The 16,267-nt window shown below is 60.0% G+C and carries 13 protein-coding genes; 7 read left to right on the forward strand and 6 right to left on the reverse strand.

Annotated elements, in window-relative coordinates:
• Positions 1-3: 3 nt before the first annotated feature.
• Complete coding sequence (locus tag ACFQ00_RS13360; protein WP_381491687.1) at positions 4-1,302, reverse strand: LLM class flavin-dependent oxidoreductase; 1,299 nt, start codon at positions 1,300-1,302, stop codon at positions 4-6.
• Between the two features lie 191 nt (positions 1,303-1,493).
• On the opposite strand from ACFQ00_RS13360, the gene ACFQ00_RS13365 reads away from it, so the two are divergent.
• Together ACFQ00_RS13365 and ACFQ00_RS13370 are read left to right on the forward strand one after the other, a co-directional pair.
• The gene (locus ACFQ00_RS13365; RefSeq protein ID WP_381491690.1) at positions 1,494-2,555 is read left to right on the forward strand and encodes a Rieske 2Fe-2S domain-containing protein; all 1,062 of its coding nucleotides are present in this window, start codon (positions 1,494-1,496) and stop codon (positions 2,553-2,555) included.
• A 159-nt stretch (positions 2,556-2,714) separates the two neighbouring features.
• Positions 2,715-4,991 (forward strand): TonB-dependent receptor, encoded by a 2,277-nt coding sequence (locus ACFQ00_RS13370; protein ID WP_381491693.1) that lies wholly within the window; start codon positions 2,715-2,717, stop codon positions 4,989-4,991.
• A 275-nt stretch (positions 4,992-5,266) separates the two neighbouring features.
• On the opposite strand, the gene ACFQ00_RS13375 is transcribed toward ACFQ00_RS13370, so the two are convergent.
• Positions 5,267-5,755 (reverse strand): VOC family protein, encoded by a 489-nt coding sequence (locus ACFQ00_RS13375; RefSeq protein WP_381491696.1) that lies wholly within the window; start codon positions 5,753-5,755, stop codon positions 5,267-5,269.
• A gap of 50 nt (positions 5,756-5,805) precedes the next feature.
• A complete protein-coding gene (locus ACFQ00_RS13380; protein WP_449325422.1) occupies positions 5,806-6,954 on the reverse strand; it encodes a DUF1428 family protein in 1,149 nt (382 codons plus the stop codon).
• Positions 6,955-6,999: 45 nt separating this feature from the next.
• Between ACFQ00_RS13380 and ACFQ00_RS13390 the strand changes: the two genes are divergently transcribed.
• The 5 genes from ACFQ00_RS13390 to ACFQ00_RS13410 all read left to right on the forward strand — a co-directional run bounded on the left by ACFQ00_RS13390 (position 7,000) and on the right by ACFQ00_RS13410 (position 13,612).
• Complete coding sequence (locus tag ACFQ00_RS13390; protein ID WP_381491699.1) at positions 7,000-7,731, forward strand: winged helix-turn-helix transcriptional regulator; 732 nt, start codon at positions 7,000-7,002, stop codon at positions 7,729-7,731.
• A 208-nt stretch (positions 7,732-7,939) separates the two neighbouring features.
• The gene (locus ACFQ00_RS13395) at positions 7,940-8,938 is read left to right on the forward strand and encodes an alpha/beta fold hydrolase (protein WP_381491702.1); all 999 of its coding nucleotides are present in this window, start codon (positions 7,940-7,942) and stop codon (positions 8,936-8,938) included.
• A gap of 76 nt (positions 8,939-9,014) precedes the next feature.
• On the forward strand, positions 9,015-9,593 hold the full coding sequence (locus ACFQ00_RS13400) for an RNA polymerase sigma factor (RefSeq protein WP_381491705.1): 579 nt from the start codon (positions 9,015-9,017) through the stop codon (positions 9,591-9,593).
• The gene (locus tag ACFQ00_RS13405) at positions 9,593-10,540 is read left to right on the forward strand and encodes a FecR family protein (protein ID WP_381491707.1); all 948 of its coding nucleotides are present in this window, start codon (positions 9,593-9,595) and stop codon (positions 10,538-10,540) included. The genes ACFQ00_RS13400 and ACFQ00_RS13405 overlap by 1 nt, the downstream gene beginning before the upstream one ends.
• 87 nt (positions 10,541-10,627) lie before the next feature.
• A complete protein-coding gene (locus tag ACFQ00_RS13410) occupies positions 10,628-13,612 on the forward strand; it encodes a TonB-dependent receptor (RefSeq protein WP_381491709.1) in 2,985 nt (994 codons plus the stop codon).
• 137 nt (positions 13,613-13,749) lie between these two features.
• Here the strand turns inward: ACFQ00_RS13410 and ACFQ00_RS13415 are convergent, their stop codons facing one another.
• From ACFQ00_RS13415 to ACFQ00_RS13425, 3 genes are all read right to left on the reverse strand, one after another.
• A complete protein-coding gene (locus tag ACFQ00_RS13415; RefSeq protein ID WP_381491711.1) occupies positions 13,750-14,499 on the reverse strand; it encodes a FadR/GntR family transcriptional regulator in 750 nt (249 codons plus the stop codon).
• A 98-nt stretch (positions 14,500-14,597) separates the two neighbouring features.
• The gene (locus ACFQ00_RS13420; protein WP_381491713.1) at positions 14,598-15,227 is read right to left on the reverse strand and encodes an MSMEG_1061 family FMN-dependent PPOX-type flavoprotein; all 630 of its coding nucleotides are present in this window, start codon (positions 15,225-15,227) and stop codon (positions 14,598-14,600) included.
• Positions 15,228-15,241: 14 nt separating this feature from the next.
• Entirely contained in the window at positions 15,242-16,252 is a 1,011-nt protein-coding gene (locus ACFQ00_RS13425) for a Rieske 2Fe-2S domain-containing protein (RefSeq protein WP_381491716.1), read from the reverse strand.
• Positions 16,253-16,267 lie beyond the last annotated feature (15 nt).

Here is a 16,267-nt window from a genome sequence, read left to right on the forward strand (position 1 = left end):
TGTTCAGCTGCGCCGCAGCCCGGCCTGCACAAGGCTCGGCATGACGTTTTTCGTGAAACGGTTGATGCCGTCCTCGTACCCGACCCAGCCGAGCAGGACGCCATCGATGCCGCCTTTCGACAAAAGCTGCAGGCGTTCGGTGATCTGATCCGCCGTCCCGACGAGTTCGAACCCGCCGTTACCGGCTTTAAAGCGGAAGCGCATCGCTTCCATGGCTTCCTTCGACATCAGCTGGGTATGCATGCCCTGAAGGTGCATCCAACCGTCCAGAGCCTTGTCGTCTCCGTACTGGACCGCGTAATAGTTCAGGAAATCCCGGGCCTCCTTCTCGCTGTCGCGCTGGACGACATAGGCATAGGACCAGATCTGGAGATCGCGCCCATATTCCTCCCGCGCGGTCCGACGGTAGAGATCAGCTTCCGCGCGGATTTCGTCGGGGTCCTCAGACTTGACGATGATGAACGCCATATCCGCGTATTTGGCGGCAAAGGCGCGGCCGCGATCGGAACCGCCGGCATTCATGATCGGAGGGAAGGGCTTCTGCTTCGGCTTCGGCAGGCTGATGCCCTTCTTGATCGTGTAAAACTGCCCATCGTAGTCGAAGGCCTCGTCGCGGCTCCAGAGCTGCTGGATGATGTCAATCCATTCCGCGGCCTGCGCGTAGCGGTCGTCATGCTCCTTCATCGGCGCGCCGAACATGTCGAGTTCGGGCTTGTTCCAGCCGGCCACGACGTTCAGCCCGAACCGCCCACCTGAAATCAGATCGATCGTGGCGCACTGTTTGGCTGCGGCGATCGGATGAATCGTGGGTACGTGCGAGGTGGAGAACACGCCGCTCCGCTTCGTAAGCTGGCTCGTTGCGGCGGCCCAGGTGTAACAATCCATGACATTGCCGCTGCGGTGTCCCGGCTCGTCCTCGACAAAACCTCGCCAGCGCGCATAGGGAACATTCGCCTCGAATCCCGCCTCATCGGCGGCTTTCGAAACCGCGATGGACTCGTCCCAGTTCGCATTCAGCGCTTCTGGCGCCGTCGTCATGCTGATCCCGATGCCGTTCAGTGCGAAAAGGCCCAGCTTGAGTTTATTGTCGTTGAACAGCGGGTTTGTTGCCGCCCGCGGATCGTCCTTCCAGCTTTTCATCCCCAAAACGCTCCATTTATGTTTGAGCCAGCATGGAGCGCGGCACGATCTTTGACAATCGCGGCTTGGAACCACTGGCATTCCGAAATGGAAAAGGTTGGGGCGCGACCGGGAGAAACGCCGGAGTCGGGTGGCCGGCGGGGAAGTGATCCGGTCGCGCATCGCATCTGTCGGGGGCCGCGCGCTCGAAGTGCCGATTTGGAAAGAGTGTCTTTCGGGTGCGCGCCTACACCCACTGCCGGGATCAGACTTAAACTGCGCCCAAAGTAAAAGAGCCGGGGTGAGAGGATGAAGGGCGGCAGCATACCATATCAGACGCGCTATGCATCCCGTCGCCCGCGAGGCGGCCGGGCATGATCATGGATAAGCATCCGGACGCCGGGCGCGGGTCCGCCCGCAGTTTCCCCCTCAACAGCTGGTACATGGCAGCATGGGCGAGCGAAGTTCGCGGCGGACTTCTGGCTCGCCGTCTTTTCGACAGGCCGATCGTGCTGTTCCGTATGGGCGACGGGGAGGCTGTTGCTTTCGACGATCGCTGCCCGCATCGCTTCGCGCCGCTCAGCCTCGGCAAGCTGAAGGGCGATCGGATCGAATGTGGTTACCATGGGCTGCAGTTCGACCGTACCGGAGTCTGTGTCGCCAATCCGGGCGGTAGCGGACATTTCCCGCCAGGGACGCGTGTGCGCTCCTACCCGCTCGTCGAACGCCATCGCATCTTGTGGATATGGCCAGGCGACCCAGCACTTGCGGACCCTGATCGCATCCCGAATCTCAGCCGGATACCCCCCGAGGGCGGTCACGATAATCTGGGCAACTATCTTCACGTTCGGGCGAACTGGCTGCTCGAAATCGACAATCTGATGGATCTCACTCATGTCGGGTTTTTGCATGACGGCTCGCTGGGCAACGCCAGTATGCGCTCCGCCGAGGTCGAGGTTAGCGAGGTAGAGGGAAATATCCGCGCGGTCCTTTGGATGCCGGGCACGCTTTGCGGCTTTGGTCCTTTGCAAGGCCAGCCGTGCGATCAATGGAACAATGTGGAATGGAGCGCCCCGTCCGTCACGATGATGGATTTCGGTGCAGTGCCGCTCGGTGCTGATCCGATTGTGGATGAAGGCGGCTATGCCTTTCACATTTTCACCCCCGAAACCGAGGGGACGACGCATTACTTCTTCGGAAGTTCAGGCTCGTATGGCGATGATGAGGCCTGGAAGGCCGAAATGGTCCGCGAAGCTCAAAGCCGCGTGTTCCTGGCAGAAGACAATCCGATGGTGCAGGGCGTCGCCGACCGCATGGAAGGCAATGAGTTCTGGTCCCTGAAACCGGCGATCCTGCCAAGTGATGCGGCTGCGATCAGAGTGCGGCGAAGGATCGCAAAAATGTGCCGGGACGAGCAGAGGGACCATATCGAATAATATGAAATCGAAAGCCCTCATATCTTAGTGCGATTAGAGTTTGTTGTCCGAATCCATCGGTTTGGAAAAAGTATTTTTCGACATTTGGAATTACGAATTTCGGCAAATCATGTGATCTAAAACTTGAGCAAATTTATAAAAATTGGGGAGGATGCGCGCATGAATACTATTCGATCGACGCTGTTTGCATCGGCGCTGACCGCAAACGTACTGCTTGTGGTTGCCGGCGCTCAAGCGCAGCAAGCAGCAACCGAGTCCGCGCTGGATGCTGACGCTGTTGTCGGGCTTGAAGAGATCATCGTCACTGCCGAGAAGCGTGCCAGCAGCGCGCAGCGCACGCCGCTCGCGATTACGGCGCTCAGCGGCACAGCGCTCGCAGACGCTCAGGTGCGAACACTCACAGACATGCAGCAATTGGTGCCCGCCTTCAAAATGGGCGAGAACGATGGCTATGCGCAGTTGCACATTCGCGGGATTGGAAGCTCGGGCTTCCTCCCGACGGCCGAAGGCGCCGTCGCGGTCAACTTGAACGATGTCTATGTCTCGCGTCCGATTGCGCAGCTGGCAGGCATGTATGACGTGTCGTCAGTCGAGGTCCTGAAGGGCCCGCAAGGTACGCTCTACGGCCGCAATGCGACCGCAGGATCGGTGAACCTCTCGACCGTGCGCCCGACCAATGAGTGGTCCGGCTTTGCTCGCGCGTTGGTCGGCAATTATCGTGCCGTCAATATCGAGGCGGCTGTGGGTGGACCCGTGGCTGGGGATGCCATTTTGGTGCGGGTCGCCGGCTTCATGGACAAGCATTCGGGCTACGGCAAGAATCTCGTCACCGGCAACGACATCGGCAACAAGGACGCCTGGGGTGTCCGCGCTACCGTCGTGCTACAGCCGACGGAGAATCTGACCGGAACGCTGATTTACGAGCATTACAAGCAGGATGACAACGGCGCGGCGCTGCATTATTTTGGCGCGACCGGGCTGACCGGGCTGCCGGGCGCACTCGGTACGCCGCCCGTATTCGAACAGCTCGGAGGCTTTGCGGCGTCAGATCTTCACGACATCGCCAATCTGCGCGACCCCAAGTTCCGCCTTCGGATTGATGCGGTCACCGGCATATTGGAATGGGATCTGGGCGCCGTATCACTCAAGTCGATCACCGGTTATCGTGATCAGGATTCACTGACGTTCACGCCGCTCGGAGCGGGCAGCAATGTCGATGCCTTTTTCATCGCCGGCGAGCCGGCGCACCAGTTCAGCCAGGAATTGCAGCTCAACTACTCGTCGGATCGCCTGAATGCGACGGCGGGCCTTTTCTACTTCCGCGAGAAGGACGCATCCATTCCCGGCTCCTCGCCGTTCCAGCGTTCGTTGCTGAATGCCTTCTTCGGTGTTCCGGACGATGGGACGCCCGACTATCTTGTTGATTTCGTCGAGGTCGGCGGCACGATCTGGACCCGGGCGAAGGCGGCCTTCGCGCAGGCGACATACGAGATCGTCGACAACCTGTCGCTCACAGCCGGTATACGTGTCAGCAAGGAAAGCAAGAGAGCTGAACTCATCAATGGTTTCAGCCTGACGCAGCCCTATATTTCGAATTCACCCTATTCGAACGACACGCCGCTGCCTCCGATCACGGAACAGCCCCGTGTGTCGTTCAACTCCACGACGCCGAAGTTCGGTATCCAATATCAGGCGAACCCCCGGACGATGCTTTACGCGTCCTATTCGAAGGGTTTCAAATCGGGCGGCTACGACGTGTCGACCGTGGCGCCGGCATTCGAGCCCGAAAAGCTGACGGCCTATGAGGCGGGCATCAAGACGACGACCGCGAACAATATGCTGCGTTTCAATGCCGCTGCCTTCTGGTACGATTACACCAATCTCCAGGTGCTCCAGGTGGTCGGGCCCGTCGTCATCACGACCAACGCGGCAACGGCGCGTGTATACGGCGCCGAAGCGCAGATCGATGCGATCATTTCCGACGCATTCAGGCTTGAGGCTTCGGGGTCGTATCTCAATACCAAGTACAAGGGCTATGTGGGGCCGGATGGAGCGCGTCCGTTGCTTGCCACAGTCGATTTCAGGGGCAATCACCTGAACAACGCGCCGGAATTCCAAGCTTACCTCGCGGGAACCTACAAGTGGGATCTCGAAAGCGGTTCGCTCGCGGCCCGGGTCGATGGAGAATATTCCAGTCGGTATTTCTTCACGCCCGGCAATATCGATCTTCTGAGCCAGAAGCCGTTCGCAAAGCTGAATGCATCGCTTACCTACAAGAACGACAACAACTGGCAACTTACGGCCTTCGTGAAGAACATCACGGACATCACGACAAAGACCAGCGGTGTCGTGAACACGCCGATTCTGGGATCGCCGGCCCAGGGCGCCGTCTCGCCGCCGCGCACGTTTGGTCTGGAGGCGCGGTACAACTTCTGAGATGGCGGAACGTGCCTTTCATCGGGGCGACTTCAGGCCTGCGCCAGTTGCCTGCGGATCGATCTGATACGCAGGTGACCGGTTCGGCGGCGATCCGAGGGGCGCTACATGCGCCCCTAACGCCCTCCCGCGACGTCTTAGATCATAAGGTCTTAGACCACGGACTGCAGCAGCTTGATCATCCACTTGTGACCCGGGTCGTTATCGTTGAGCTTGTGCCAGAACAGTCGCTCCGCTGTTGATTGCGCCGAACTGTGCCGGCGGTCACGTGCGCGTTAGTCTTGGCCTCGTCTCGCTGCCTCAATCTTCGCGACATCAATCTTCTGCATCGTCATCATGGCCTCGAACACGCGCTTTGCGGCTTCTCTGTCAGGATCAGCGAACCCTTCGTTGAGCACGCGCGGTGTGATCTGCCAGGAGAAGCCCCACTGGTCCTTGCACCAGCCGCAAGCGCTTTCTGCGCCACCATTGCCGACGATCGCATTCCAGTAATAATCGGTCTCTTCCTGATCTTCCGTTTCGATCATGAACGATACGGCTTCATCGGGCTTGAACGCGGGACCGCCATTGAGGCCGATAAAAGCCCTCCCGAGAAGCGTGAACTCGACTGTCAGTTCGTCGCCTTCCTTGCCCGACGGAAAATCGGCAGGCGCGGCTACGGCCTTGTCGACATGGCTATCAGGGAAGATGCTCGCATAGAACTCTGCAGCTTTGCGTGCTTCGCCGTGATCGAACCACAGGCAGTTTATAATCTTGCTCGCCATGTATCTCTCCAGTTGTCCTTATACGTCTCCAAAGAACAATTGCGGCGGGTTTAGTGCCGGCCGCCGACCAACCCGAAAGGCGCTCCCTGGGGATCGATGCAGTTCATCGAGAAATCGCCGCCAGGAATCTCATCCGGGCCGTTCACGACCCGGCCGCCGCCGTCTTCGACCGCCGTCTTCGCGGCATCGATATCCTCGACGCGGAAGTACTGGTTCCACCGTGGCGGTCCCATGTCCGCGTTGGCTGGCATAACGGCGCCGATCATCGTGCCGTGACGGATGAACTGGTATTTGCCCATCGGGCCCATATCCATCTCGCCCTCCTGCTTCCAGCCGAACAGATCGCCATAGAACGCCCACGCGGCGGCCGGGTCCGAAGTCTGAAGCTCGTTCCACGCGCAGTGCCCCACACGCGGAATGTCGTCTGCGAAGGCGAGACTCTTGCCGGTCCCCTGCGGCGTCATGATGTAAAACGGCACGCCCTGCGGATCGGCGACCATCGCGATCCTTCCAACCATCGGAATGTCCATCGCGGGCATCAGCGTGCGTCCGCTCTGTGCCTCGACCTTGGCGGTCGCGGCATCGACATCCTCAACTGCGATGTAACCGAGCCACGTTGGCATGGCACCGCCTTGTGCCATGTCCTTCGTGATCTCCATCATGCCACCGATGCTGTTCGCGCCGGCGTTGATGATCCGGTAGTCCATGTCGGATTGGCCGCTATCGGCAAAGCTCCAGCCGAGGATGCGTGCGTAGAAGCTCTGCGCAGCCTGCACATCGCTGGTCAGCAGTTCGTACCAGATATAGTCGCCGGGTTTGTTGGCGGCAGGTTTCTCCAGCGCCACGACCGGAGCGAAGCCTCCGAAGATCATCCTCTTGCCGTCGAAGGGCATGGGGTTCTTTTCCGGATTCATCCGGTCATCTGTTTTCATCAGCGTGTCCATCTGGGCAAAGGCTGCGTCGCGCGTCGCCTTGTCTGGCCATTCGATCCACGAGAACACAACCGTCTCGTCGTCCTTCGCTTGAACGGCGCGGCGAAAATCAGTCAGCTTGCCGTCCGGAACAGCATCACCCCAGCATTCAAGGACACGAAGCGCGCCGAGGTCCATGAAGACGCTGTCACCGAGCTTTGCATGGTCGATGAATTTCTGCTTGTCCGCCGTGGGTACCGCGAGCACGAAACCGTCTACATAGGTCATTCTTCTATCCTCCCTTCGTGCCATTCCGACTCGATATTGACAAACATGCCCGATAAATTAAATAAAACAACTGTGAAGTTAGAAAATATAACTCAACTATCAAAAGGCGCGAAAAAGCGCGTCTATCACGACGCCTGCGGCATGGCGCACGGCCTGGAACTGCTCGGCGACCGCTGGGCTCTCTTCGTGGTGCGCGAGCTTATGCTTGGTCCGCGACGCTTCGGTGACCTACGCGCCGACCTGCCCGGAATCAGCGCCAATGTGCTTACCCAGCGCCTATCAGAGCTGGAAGCGAGCGGGGTCGTCGTGCGGAGCAAGCTGCCTCCGCCGGCGAGCGTACAGGTCTACGGCCTAACCGAATGGGGATACGAGGCGGAACCGATCGTGCAGGAACTTGGACGCTGGGCCGCGCGCTCGCCCGCGCACGATCCGACACTCCCAATCAGCGGTGTCTCGATTCTGCTTTCGTTCCGGACGATGATCGACCGGAGCCGCATCGGGAACCTCGACCTTGCGATCGGCTTCCGGTTCGGCGAGGACGAATATAACGCACATGTGGATCGCGGCGGCATTCATGTTGAACGAGGTGCGGCTGCAGGCGACATCATTTTCAGCGGCCAGCCCTCCGCGCTGGCGGCATTCGTTTACAGTGGCGCATCGCTGGGAGCTCTCGCGAACGAAGGTGCGCTCATTCTTGATGGCGACCCGGCGCTTGCCGGCCGCTTCGCCTACCTTTTCGTTCTGCCGCCGAAGCTCGACCCGCATTGCATTGCCTGATGCACGGGGTAGCAATGAGGCGAGGCGCAATAAATTTGGATGGTGAGGAAGGATTTTTCGTCCTCGTGTCTCTACAGATCAAAGGTTCTTGTATACGGCGGTAAGAGGGGTGGGGATGGCTGCATCTGGAGGATTGCCTGAGGTCGCCATCAGTGGTCTCCGTTCGGATGTGGCGCGTCGCCGCTGGATACGTTGGCTTAAGAGGGGCTTGCTGGCTGTCGCCGCGCTGCTCGTCGTGTTGCTCCTGGTCGGGGCGGTGTACGAGATCGCGTCGCAGCGACGCGCGGCAGAACGCTACCCGGCCTTCGGCACTCTGGTGGATATAGGCGGACGCCGGATCCATCTCGACTGTCGCGGATACGGCGCCCCGACGGCGGTGCTCGAAGCCGGGTTGAGTTTCAACGGCTCGCTCGACTGGATACCGGTTCATGATGCGCTGGCTGCGAAGACCCGTGTCTGCAGCTACGATCGTGCCGGCATCATGTGGAGCGATCCGAAAAATTCGTCCCAGGACAGTGATGCGGTGGCGCAGGATCTGCACGCGGCGCTTTCTGCGGCCGGTGAGCGCGGGCCCTTCGTTCTGGTCGCCCATTCGCTCGGCGGCCCCTATGCAATGATCTACACCCGCAAATATCCGAAGGATGTGGTGGGGTTGGTGCTCGTCGATGCGTCGCATCCGGACCAGTCTGCAAGGCTCAAGCAGGCGGGCGTCACCATGAGTGATCCGGAGTCATCTTTGCTGATGAAGACTCTGGCGTCGCTGCGGTGGACGGGGCTACCGCGACTGATGATGCAATCGAACGACGCTGGCATCCCGCTCGAGGTTCGCAAACACGCGAACGCCTATGCGGGCGCTTCCATTGCCGGCGTGAATGCTGAAATGGCAGGCTTTCAGAAAACGATGCGGGATGCTGGTGCCGCGCGGGACCTCGGAGACCGGCCGCTCAGGGTGCTTACCGCGATGAAACCGTTGTCGGAAACGGAATTGAGCGCGGCCGGGTTGAGCAAGGGCGATGGCCCCATCATCCGCAAGGTCTGGCGGGATCTGCACGACGAAGAGGCGCGCTGGTCCAGCAGGGGCGTGCAGCGGCGACTTGCCGATTCATCGCATTACGTAGCTTGGGACCGCCCTGACGCCGTGATCGCCGCTGTTGGTGAGGTTGTGGACACGGTACGCGCGGATCAAGCGGCGGCGAAGACCAAATAGTTTGGCTTTTCGGGATGAGAGGGGCCACGCCCGCATTTTGGGTTCGGATGGATATGGAGACCGCATAGGGACGGCCATGGACCATACGGGTAGATTCGAGCGGCGCCACGCGATCGCCTTATGGGTTGCAAGGGAAATCCTGCCCCATGAGAGCGCCGTGCGTGCGCTGCTGCGCCGTCTGCGCCTGCTTCCTCAGGATATCGATGAGGTGATCCAGGATTGCTATTGTCGCTTTGCCATGCTCGAGGATGTCGATCATATCGAACGGCCGCGCACCTACTTCTTCTCGGCCGCGCGGAATATCGCGGGTCGGCGCCTCAGGCGCGCGAAGATTGTTCCGATCGATTCTCATGTCGCGATGGATCTTTTCGAGGATAGCGAACTGCCCTCGCCTGAGCAGGTGGCAGGCGGGCGGCTCGATTTCCTTCGGATGCGTCACTTCATGGATGCGTTGCCAGAGCGTTGTCGGCGGATCGTTGAACTTAGGAAGATCGAGGGCTGGTCGCAAAAAGAAATCGCCGCGCACCTGGGCATCACTGAAAAGGCCGTGGAAAAGCAGGTCTGGATTGGTGTGAAGGCGATTCAGCGCGCGTGGCGGGAAGCCGATGCTGCGGTATCCGAGCGTTTGGCGGCAATCGAAGCGGGGGGACAGTGATGGCCTCGCACAATGATACGGCTCGGGATGAAGCGGCGCTGTGGGTCGCACGGATGGATGCAGGCGTTTGGGACGAGCACGACGAGAGCGAGCTCCAGGCTTGGCTTGATGTCGATGCACGCCGCTCGGGCTTGCTCCTGCAGGCGCAAGCCACCTGGCTGGCCCTGAATCCGACACAGGATCTCGCGCGGGAAGCTGAAACGTCGCCGTTGCCCGTCTATCGCCGCCGCTCATTCTTCGCCTTGGCCGGCACGGCGCTTGCTGCATCAGTCGCCGGCGGCCTGTTCTGGTTTGATGACAGCACCCGCTTCACGACCCAGATTGGGGAAATACGGCGGGTACCGCTCGCCGACGGGTCGATTGCCGCGATCAATACGGCAAGCCAACTGAACGTGACGGTTGCAGAGAATCGCCGCAGGGTCACCATCGACCATGGTGAAGCCTGGTTTCAGGTGGCGAAGGATGCAGGCAGGCCCTTCGTGGTGGAAGCCGGTTCTGTTCGCGTCCGGGCTGTGGGCACGGCCTTTTCGGTACGCCGATACAATCATGGCGCGGAGGTGCTGGTTACTGAAGGCGTCGTGGAGACGTGGGTTGCCGGCGCAGAACAGCGCGGGGTTCTGCTGAAAGCCGGGCAGCGGGCGTTCGTGGACGAAGCGCTGGAGATCAAGGAGGAACCCGCCCCGCCATCATCCATCGATCGGGCGCTGGCGTGGCGTGGCGGCAATATCGATCTGGCCGGGGAACGCTTGTCGGAAGCGGTCGCAGATTTGAACCGGTATAATCGCAAGCAGATTGTTCTGGCTGATCCAGCGCTGGGTGATGAACGCTTCGACGGCGTGTTCCGCACAGATGATCCGGAAGGTTTCGCCATGGCCGTGCACAGCAGTTTGAATGTGCGCGTTACAATTGCCGACCGCGCGATCACGATCGGATCGGCCAAAAAATAGAACGCTTTCCGCGAAGGATTTTCGGGGCTGGGGTCTCTGACCTTTCTAGGCGGCGGAAGAGGCCGCATTGGTAGGGGGGATTCATCGATGCATACACTGTTCCGTTCCGCGATGTTCGCGTCGAGCGCGATCGTGCTGGTTTCCGGACCGGCAATTGCGCAAGAGAAAACATTCGATATCCCGGCGCAGTCAGCGCAGACGGCGATAGGCGCAATGGGTCGGCAAGCCGGTATCCAGATCATTGCCGCGCGTAGCGCGACGAACGGCAAGCGCACCAATGCGGTCCGCGGCAACATGCCTGTTGAAGAGGCGCTCAACCGGTTGCTCTTGGGGACCGGTCTCACTGCCCGCCAGTCGGGCCCCCAGACCTATACCGTGGTGCTGAGCGGGAAGAACGGCGCGGCTGCGATAGCGAAGATGCCTCAGGTCGCGAGTGCCGAGGGTAGCGCCGATGCCGGGATGCTCGAAGCGCCGCAGGAAATCATCGTCACGGCATCGCGCATTCAGCGCTCCGGCTTCGATGCGCCAACTCCGACGACAGTGCTTGGCGCGGTGGAAATGAGCCAGGGCAACCGTTCCAATATCGGCGAGGTCCTAAACGATCTGCCGCAATTCCGCGCCTCCACGACGGCGGTATCCACCGTCGGGAGCACCAACACCGGAACCACGACAGCTGACCTGCGGGGCCTTGGCGCGAACCGGACGCTCACCCTGCTGAACGGTCATCGTTTTATGGGGGCAAGCGATCTCAACATCGTTCCCCAGGAGCTGATCAAGCGAGTCGATGTGGTGACCGGTGGCGCATCTGCCGCGTGGGGTTCTGGTGCGGTAGCCGGGGTGGTGAACATCATCCTGGACGAAGACCTCACCGGAATTCGCGGCGGCGCCCAAACCGGAGTCTCCTCGCGCGGCGATGCGGCACGATATGGCATCAACCTGGCAGCCGGTACCCGTTTCGCCGATGGGCGTGGTCACCTCATGATTGCCGGCGGCTATCTGGACAACAAGGGCGCGCTCAGCCGCAGCGATCGGCCATTCCTCGATTCAGGTCTCGTCAGTATCGGCGATAACCAGTTCCGGCTGGCGAACGATGTGAACTCGGTTCAGCTGTTCAACGGCGGTACGGTTTTGAGCCCCTTCACGGGTGCAACGCTGGGCGTATTCAATCCGGACGGGACATTGTCGCCGTTCCCCTATGGAAGTGAAACGTTCGGAGAATCGACGATCGGTGGCGGTGGTCAGGGCCTCTATGATTATGTTGCAGTCTCTGCGCCATTCAAACGCGCGAACATGTTTGCGCGTATCAGCTATGAACTGAACGACACGCTCAAAGTCTGGGCGGAGGGAAGTTTCAGCCGCAATTGGGCACACTATGGCTTCTTCACCGAGCCAGCCGTGGCGCTGATCGCGCCAGACAACGCCTTCCTCTCGCCCGCAACGCTCGACCAGATTACCGCGGCTGGATTGCCCGCCGGCGCTCCTTTCCTCATCGGCAGGTTCCTCGACGATGTCGGTGGCCCCAATCGCTTCCTTGATTTTCGGGTCAAACGTCGCAATCTGGAGGGCGCCATCGGGCTGGAAGGCCGCTTCGCGAACTGGACGTACAAGGCCTATTACGATCACGGCGAGCTCCGCGACGATGGTGCGCTCGCCAACCAATCGATCAGCACCCGCTTCGCGAACGCCGTGGATTCCGTTCTGGTCGGAGGAAACCCTGTCTGCCGGATCAATGCCGACGCGGATACGACGAACGATGATGCCGGTTGCGTGCCGATCAATCTGCTCGGCAATGGCAATATCACGCCACAAGCTGCTGCCTATTCGTTCGGCACTTATCGTTCGATTCAGACATCCAAGCTGGATGCGCTCGGTGCAAGTCTCCATGGTCAGCCGTTTGCGACATGGGCTGGTGAAGTCGATCTCGCCATTGGCGTAGATTTCCGTTGGGAAGAGTTCCGGACGAACGCCATCGATCCCATCTCCGCGGCAAGCGGCTTCTCGCTTGTCAACGCCTCAGAACTGAACGGCGCGTTCGATGTGAAAGAGGTTTTCGGCGAAGTGAACATACCGCTTCTGGACGCGGTTGACGTCGCACGCCTGGAAGTCAACGGGGCCGCACGTTACTCCGATTACAGCACGAGTGGTGGGATCTGGACGTGGAAAACCGGTGGTACGCTGCGCCTGTTCAACGACTTCCTGCTGCGCGGCGTCTATTCTCGGGATATCCGTTCACCCAGTATCGCCGAGTATTTCACGCAGCGCAGGGTCAATATCGGTGTGCCTGTAGTAGATCCGTACACAGAGACGGCTGACACCGCGACACTGTTCACGGGCGGCAACCCGGACCTGAGGCCCGAGATATCTCACACCTTTACCGTCGGTGCTTCTTACTCACCCGTTCGTGTGCCGGGTCTTCGCCTTTCGATCGATTACTACGACATCGACATTCGCAACGTGATCGCGTCGCTGACAGCGCAGGATACACTGGATCAGTGCTTTGAAGCCCTTCCTGCCGACAATTCCTGTGGCGGCGTCATCACCCGCTCCGAAACCGGCACGACGATTACGGGTACGTTCCGCAATCTCGCGAACTACGGAACGCGCGGACTTGATATAGAAGCGTCGTATGTTCTGCCGCTGGATCGCATTTCTAGTGGGGGCAGTGGCAATCTGCGGTTCCGGGCCTTTGCGACGCATGTCATAGCGCTTGAGATCGACGATGGCGTACGCGTTACCGACAGGGCCGGCATCGTCGGCAACACGACGGAATTCTCCATTCCGAAGTGGCGCATATCCGCAAGCATCGGGTATGAAAATGAGAGTTTCGGAGGCGACGTTCGCGTCCGCCATGTTTCCGGCGGGTGGTTTCAGGATGCGCCGATCGTCAACAACCACCTCGATAGCCAAACCTATGTTGACCTCGATTTGAGGTATAATGTCGGCCCGTTCACTCTGTTCGGCAGTGTCACCAATCTATTCGACATGAACCCGAAATATGTGACCAATGTGGCTGCGATCAATTATGATGTCATCGGAACATACATGTCGGGCGGTGTGAAGGTGAAGTTCTAGAGTGATTTCGAGGCGGGTGGAATCACCTGCCGGCTCGGAAATAACGGCAAACAAAAGATAATCTGGAGTCATTCCGGTTCAATCCGAACCGGAATGACTCCAGGATACGGACCCTGGCTTCAAAAGCGAATTCTCGCCTATTTATGCTTCGATTTCCCTTGTTTGCGGGCAAGGCCTATCCAGATCTCGACCTCCTTACGGTCACGATTGACGAGGCGGGCAGCGAGTTTGCCGTCGCCGCGTTCGATAGCCGCGACGAGGTCGTCGTGCAGCGACTGGAGCGAAAGTGTCGACGTGCCGGGCGCGGCGGGGCCGGTGAAGTGTAGAAGCGCCTTGAAGGCCTGCTCGATGCGCGCGCGGTTCGTGCGATAGAGCTCGGCGGCAAAACGGCTTCCCCCGGCTTCGAGGATGGCGATGTGGAGATCGGTATCCACGGCCGCCACGGCACTCATATCCTGAGCCTCAAGGTGCTTCTTGGCGCTCTCGAGCAGCTGCCGGATCGCCTTCATCTGGCGGCCGGTACGCCGGAGCGCCGCTTGCTCGGCCGCCGGCGTCTCAACGGTATAGCGGAACGCATAGATATCTGCCGCTTCGTCGAGGCTCATCGTGCTTTGCGCATGTGCTTTCGTACGGCGATGATCCACCACATAGGAGCCCGAGCCAGTACGCGTTTCCACCCGGTTGAGGTGACTGAGTACCCGCAGCGCTTCCCGGATGGTCGAACGGCCGACGCCGAACTGACCGGCGAGCTTCATCTCAGGCGGAAGCCTGTCTCCTACCTTGTGGACGCCCTTGTCCATGGCGTCCTGAAGCGCTTCGATGACCTGGTCGACCAAGTAGTGCGGCCGAACCTGTCCGCCCTTTGGAGGCCCCTTGTCCTTGCTCATTCGATCCCCGGTGATGTCGTCGTCAGCATCCCTTAACAAGCGCGGGGCATCTGTAAAGCTGTCATACAGCCGGGGTGAGCCTTCGCGGCGAAGTCCGCTCAGTATAGCTCGTGCGTCAGGCCGTGCTCGTAGAAGGCATTAAGCTGATCGACGCTGAGTTCGGTGATCTTCGCCATGTCGGCAAGAACCTTGCCGACGCTCGGAAAACCGCTGACATCGGGCCAGTCCTCCGGTTTCCAAAGATGCGAACGGCGGAAGGCCTTGCCGCAGTGAAAATAGGCCTCGCGCACGCGGACCTTTACCGCTGCTTTTGGCACTTTGCCCTGCTCGGCCAGCCGTTCGAGAACGGCAGGGTCGCGCGTCACGATGGCGTCGCCGTTGATACGCAGGAAGGTATCGAGCTTCGGGGCCATGAAGAGGAGGCCGACGCGACCGCTCTCGATCACGTTGGAGAATGTTTCCATCTTGTTGTTGCCGGGCCAGTCGGCAAAGGCCACGCTTCGACGATCCAAAGCCTTGACGAAACCGGGCTCCCCACCGCGCGGTGAGGCATCGAGCCCGGCCTCCGTTTCGGAAGCCACGCAAACGATGGGCGCCAGTTTCATATACTGGATCATGTAATCGTGGATGAAATCGAACTTCGATCTCACGATCAGCGGACTCGGCACATCGTAGTGCTGCCGCAGTTCCTCAAGGGTCGAGATTTTGTAGGGATCAGTCTCGGTCATCGTACGCTCCTCGGCTAATCGATGAACTCGGCGGAGGGGTGCGCCCGCGGGAAACTGCGCATGTAATCAAGGAACCTCGCCAGCGTCGCATCCGCACGCGTGAGCGAGCCGACGCGGAAATGGATCGTCTGACCGATCGCCGAATCTTCCATCGCGATTGCAATCTCGTGAAGGCGGGCTTCTTCCAGAAAAGCGCGGACCTCGGCCTCATCCTCGGTGCGCTCCGCCGCGAAAACAGAAAACATGCGGCTCTGTGACGGGGCGGGAAGGCCCATGCCGGTCATGAAGCCGAACCAGCGGCCGTCCAGCGTGCCTGTCTGGAAAAAGATCGACGTGCCGACGATACCCGCACGGATTGTCATGCGCCGGCCGCCCCAGAGGCCGTCCATGTCATAGAACATACTGTGGTCCGTCCAGGCCACGTTTCCTTCGGGATTGGGGCCTTTCAGATCGAACTTGTGCAGGTACAGGAGGTGCTGGATATCAGGCGTCTGCGCGCAGATGATCCAGGGATCGATGTTCATTGGTACCGGGAATTCCTGCGTATCGGTAAGGATATCCGCGTCCGGAAAAGGCCAGTCCGGAATTTCGAACCACGGCTCCTCCCCGTTGAATGCCCAGATCAGTCCGTGCTTTTCCTGCGTAGGAAAGGCAAACAACGACGCGCGCCGGGGCGCGGGGTCACCACTGCCGGTTTTCTGGCAAATGCCGTCCCTGTTGAATTCCCACATGTGATACGGACACTGCACGTGATTGCCGACGACCTTGCCGACGGAAATATCAGCTCCTAGGTGCGGGCAATAGGCACTGGTTACCTGCGCGGCACCGTTAGTACCCCGGAAGGCGATGACGCGCCCACCGAGGAAGGGAAAGCCCTTTACCTCCCCGGCGCCGATATCCGAGGACATGCAGATCGGAAACCAGCTTTGCGTATACAGCCCGTTCTCGCCTTCCATGGGGACGTGCTGGCCCAGCAGGCGGCGTCTGCGCGGCTGCGCTGTATCGGTTTGGATGACAGTCGCCATTCTTTATGCCTTTCG

It is taken from the genome of Sphingosinicella xenopeptidilytica, assembly GCF_042676985.1.
Classification (GTDB): Bacteria; Pseudomonadota; Alphaproteobacteria; order Sphingomonadales; family Sphingomonadaceae; genus Sphingosinicella; species Sphingosinicella xenopeptidilytica.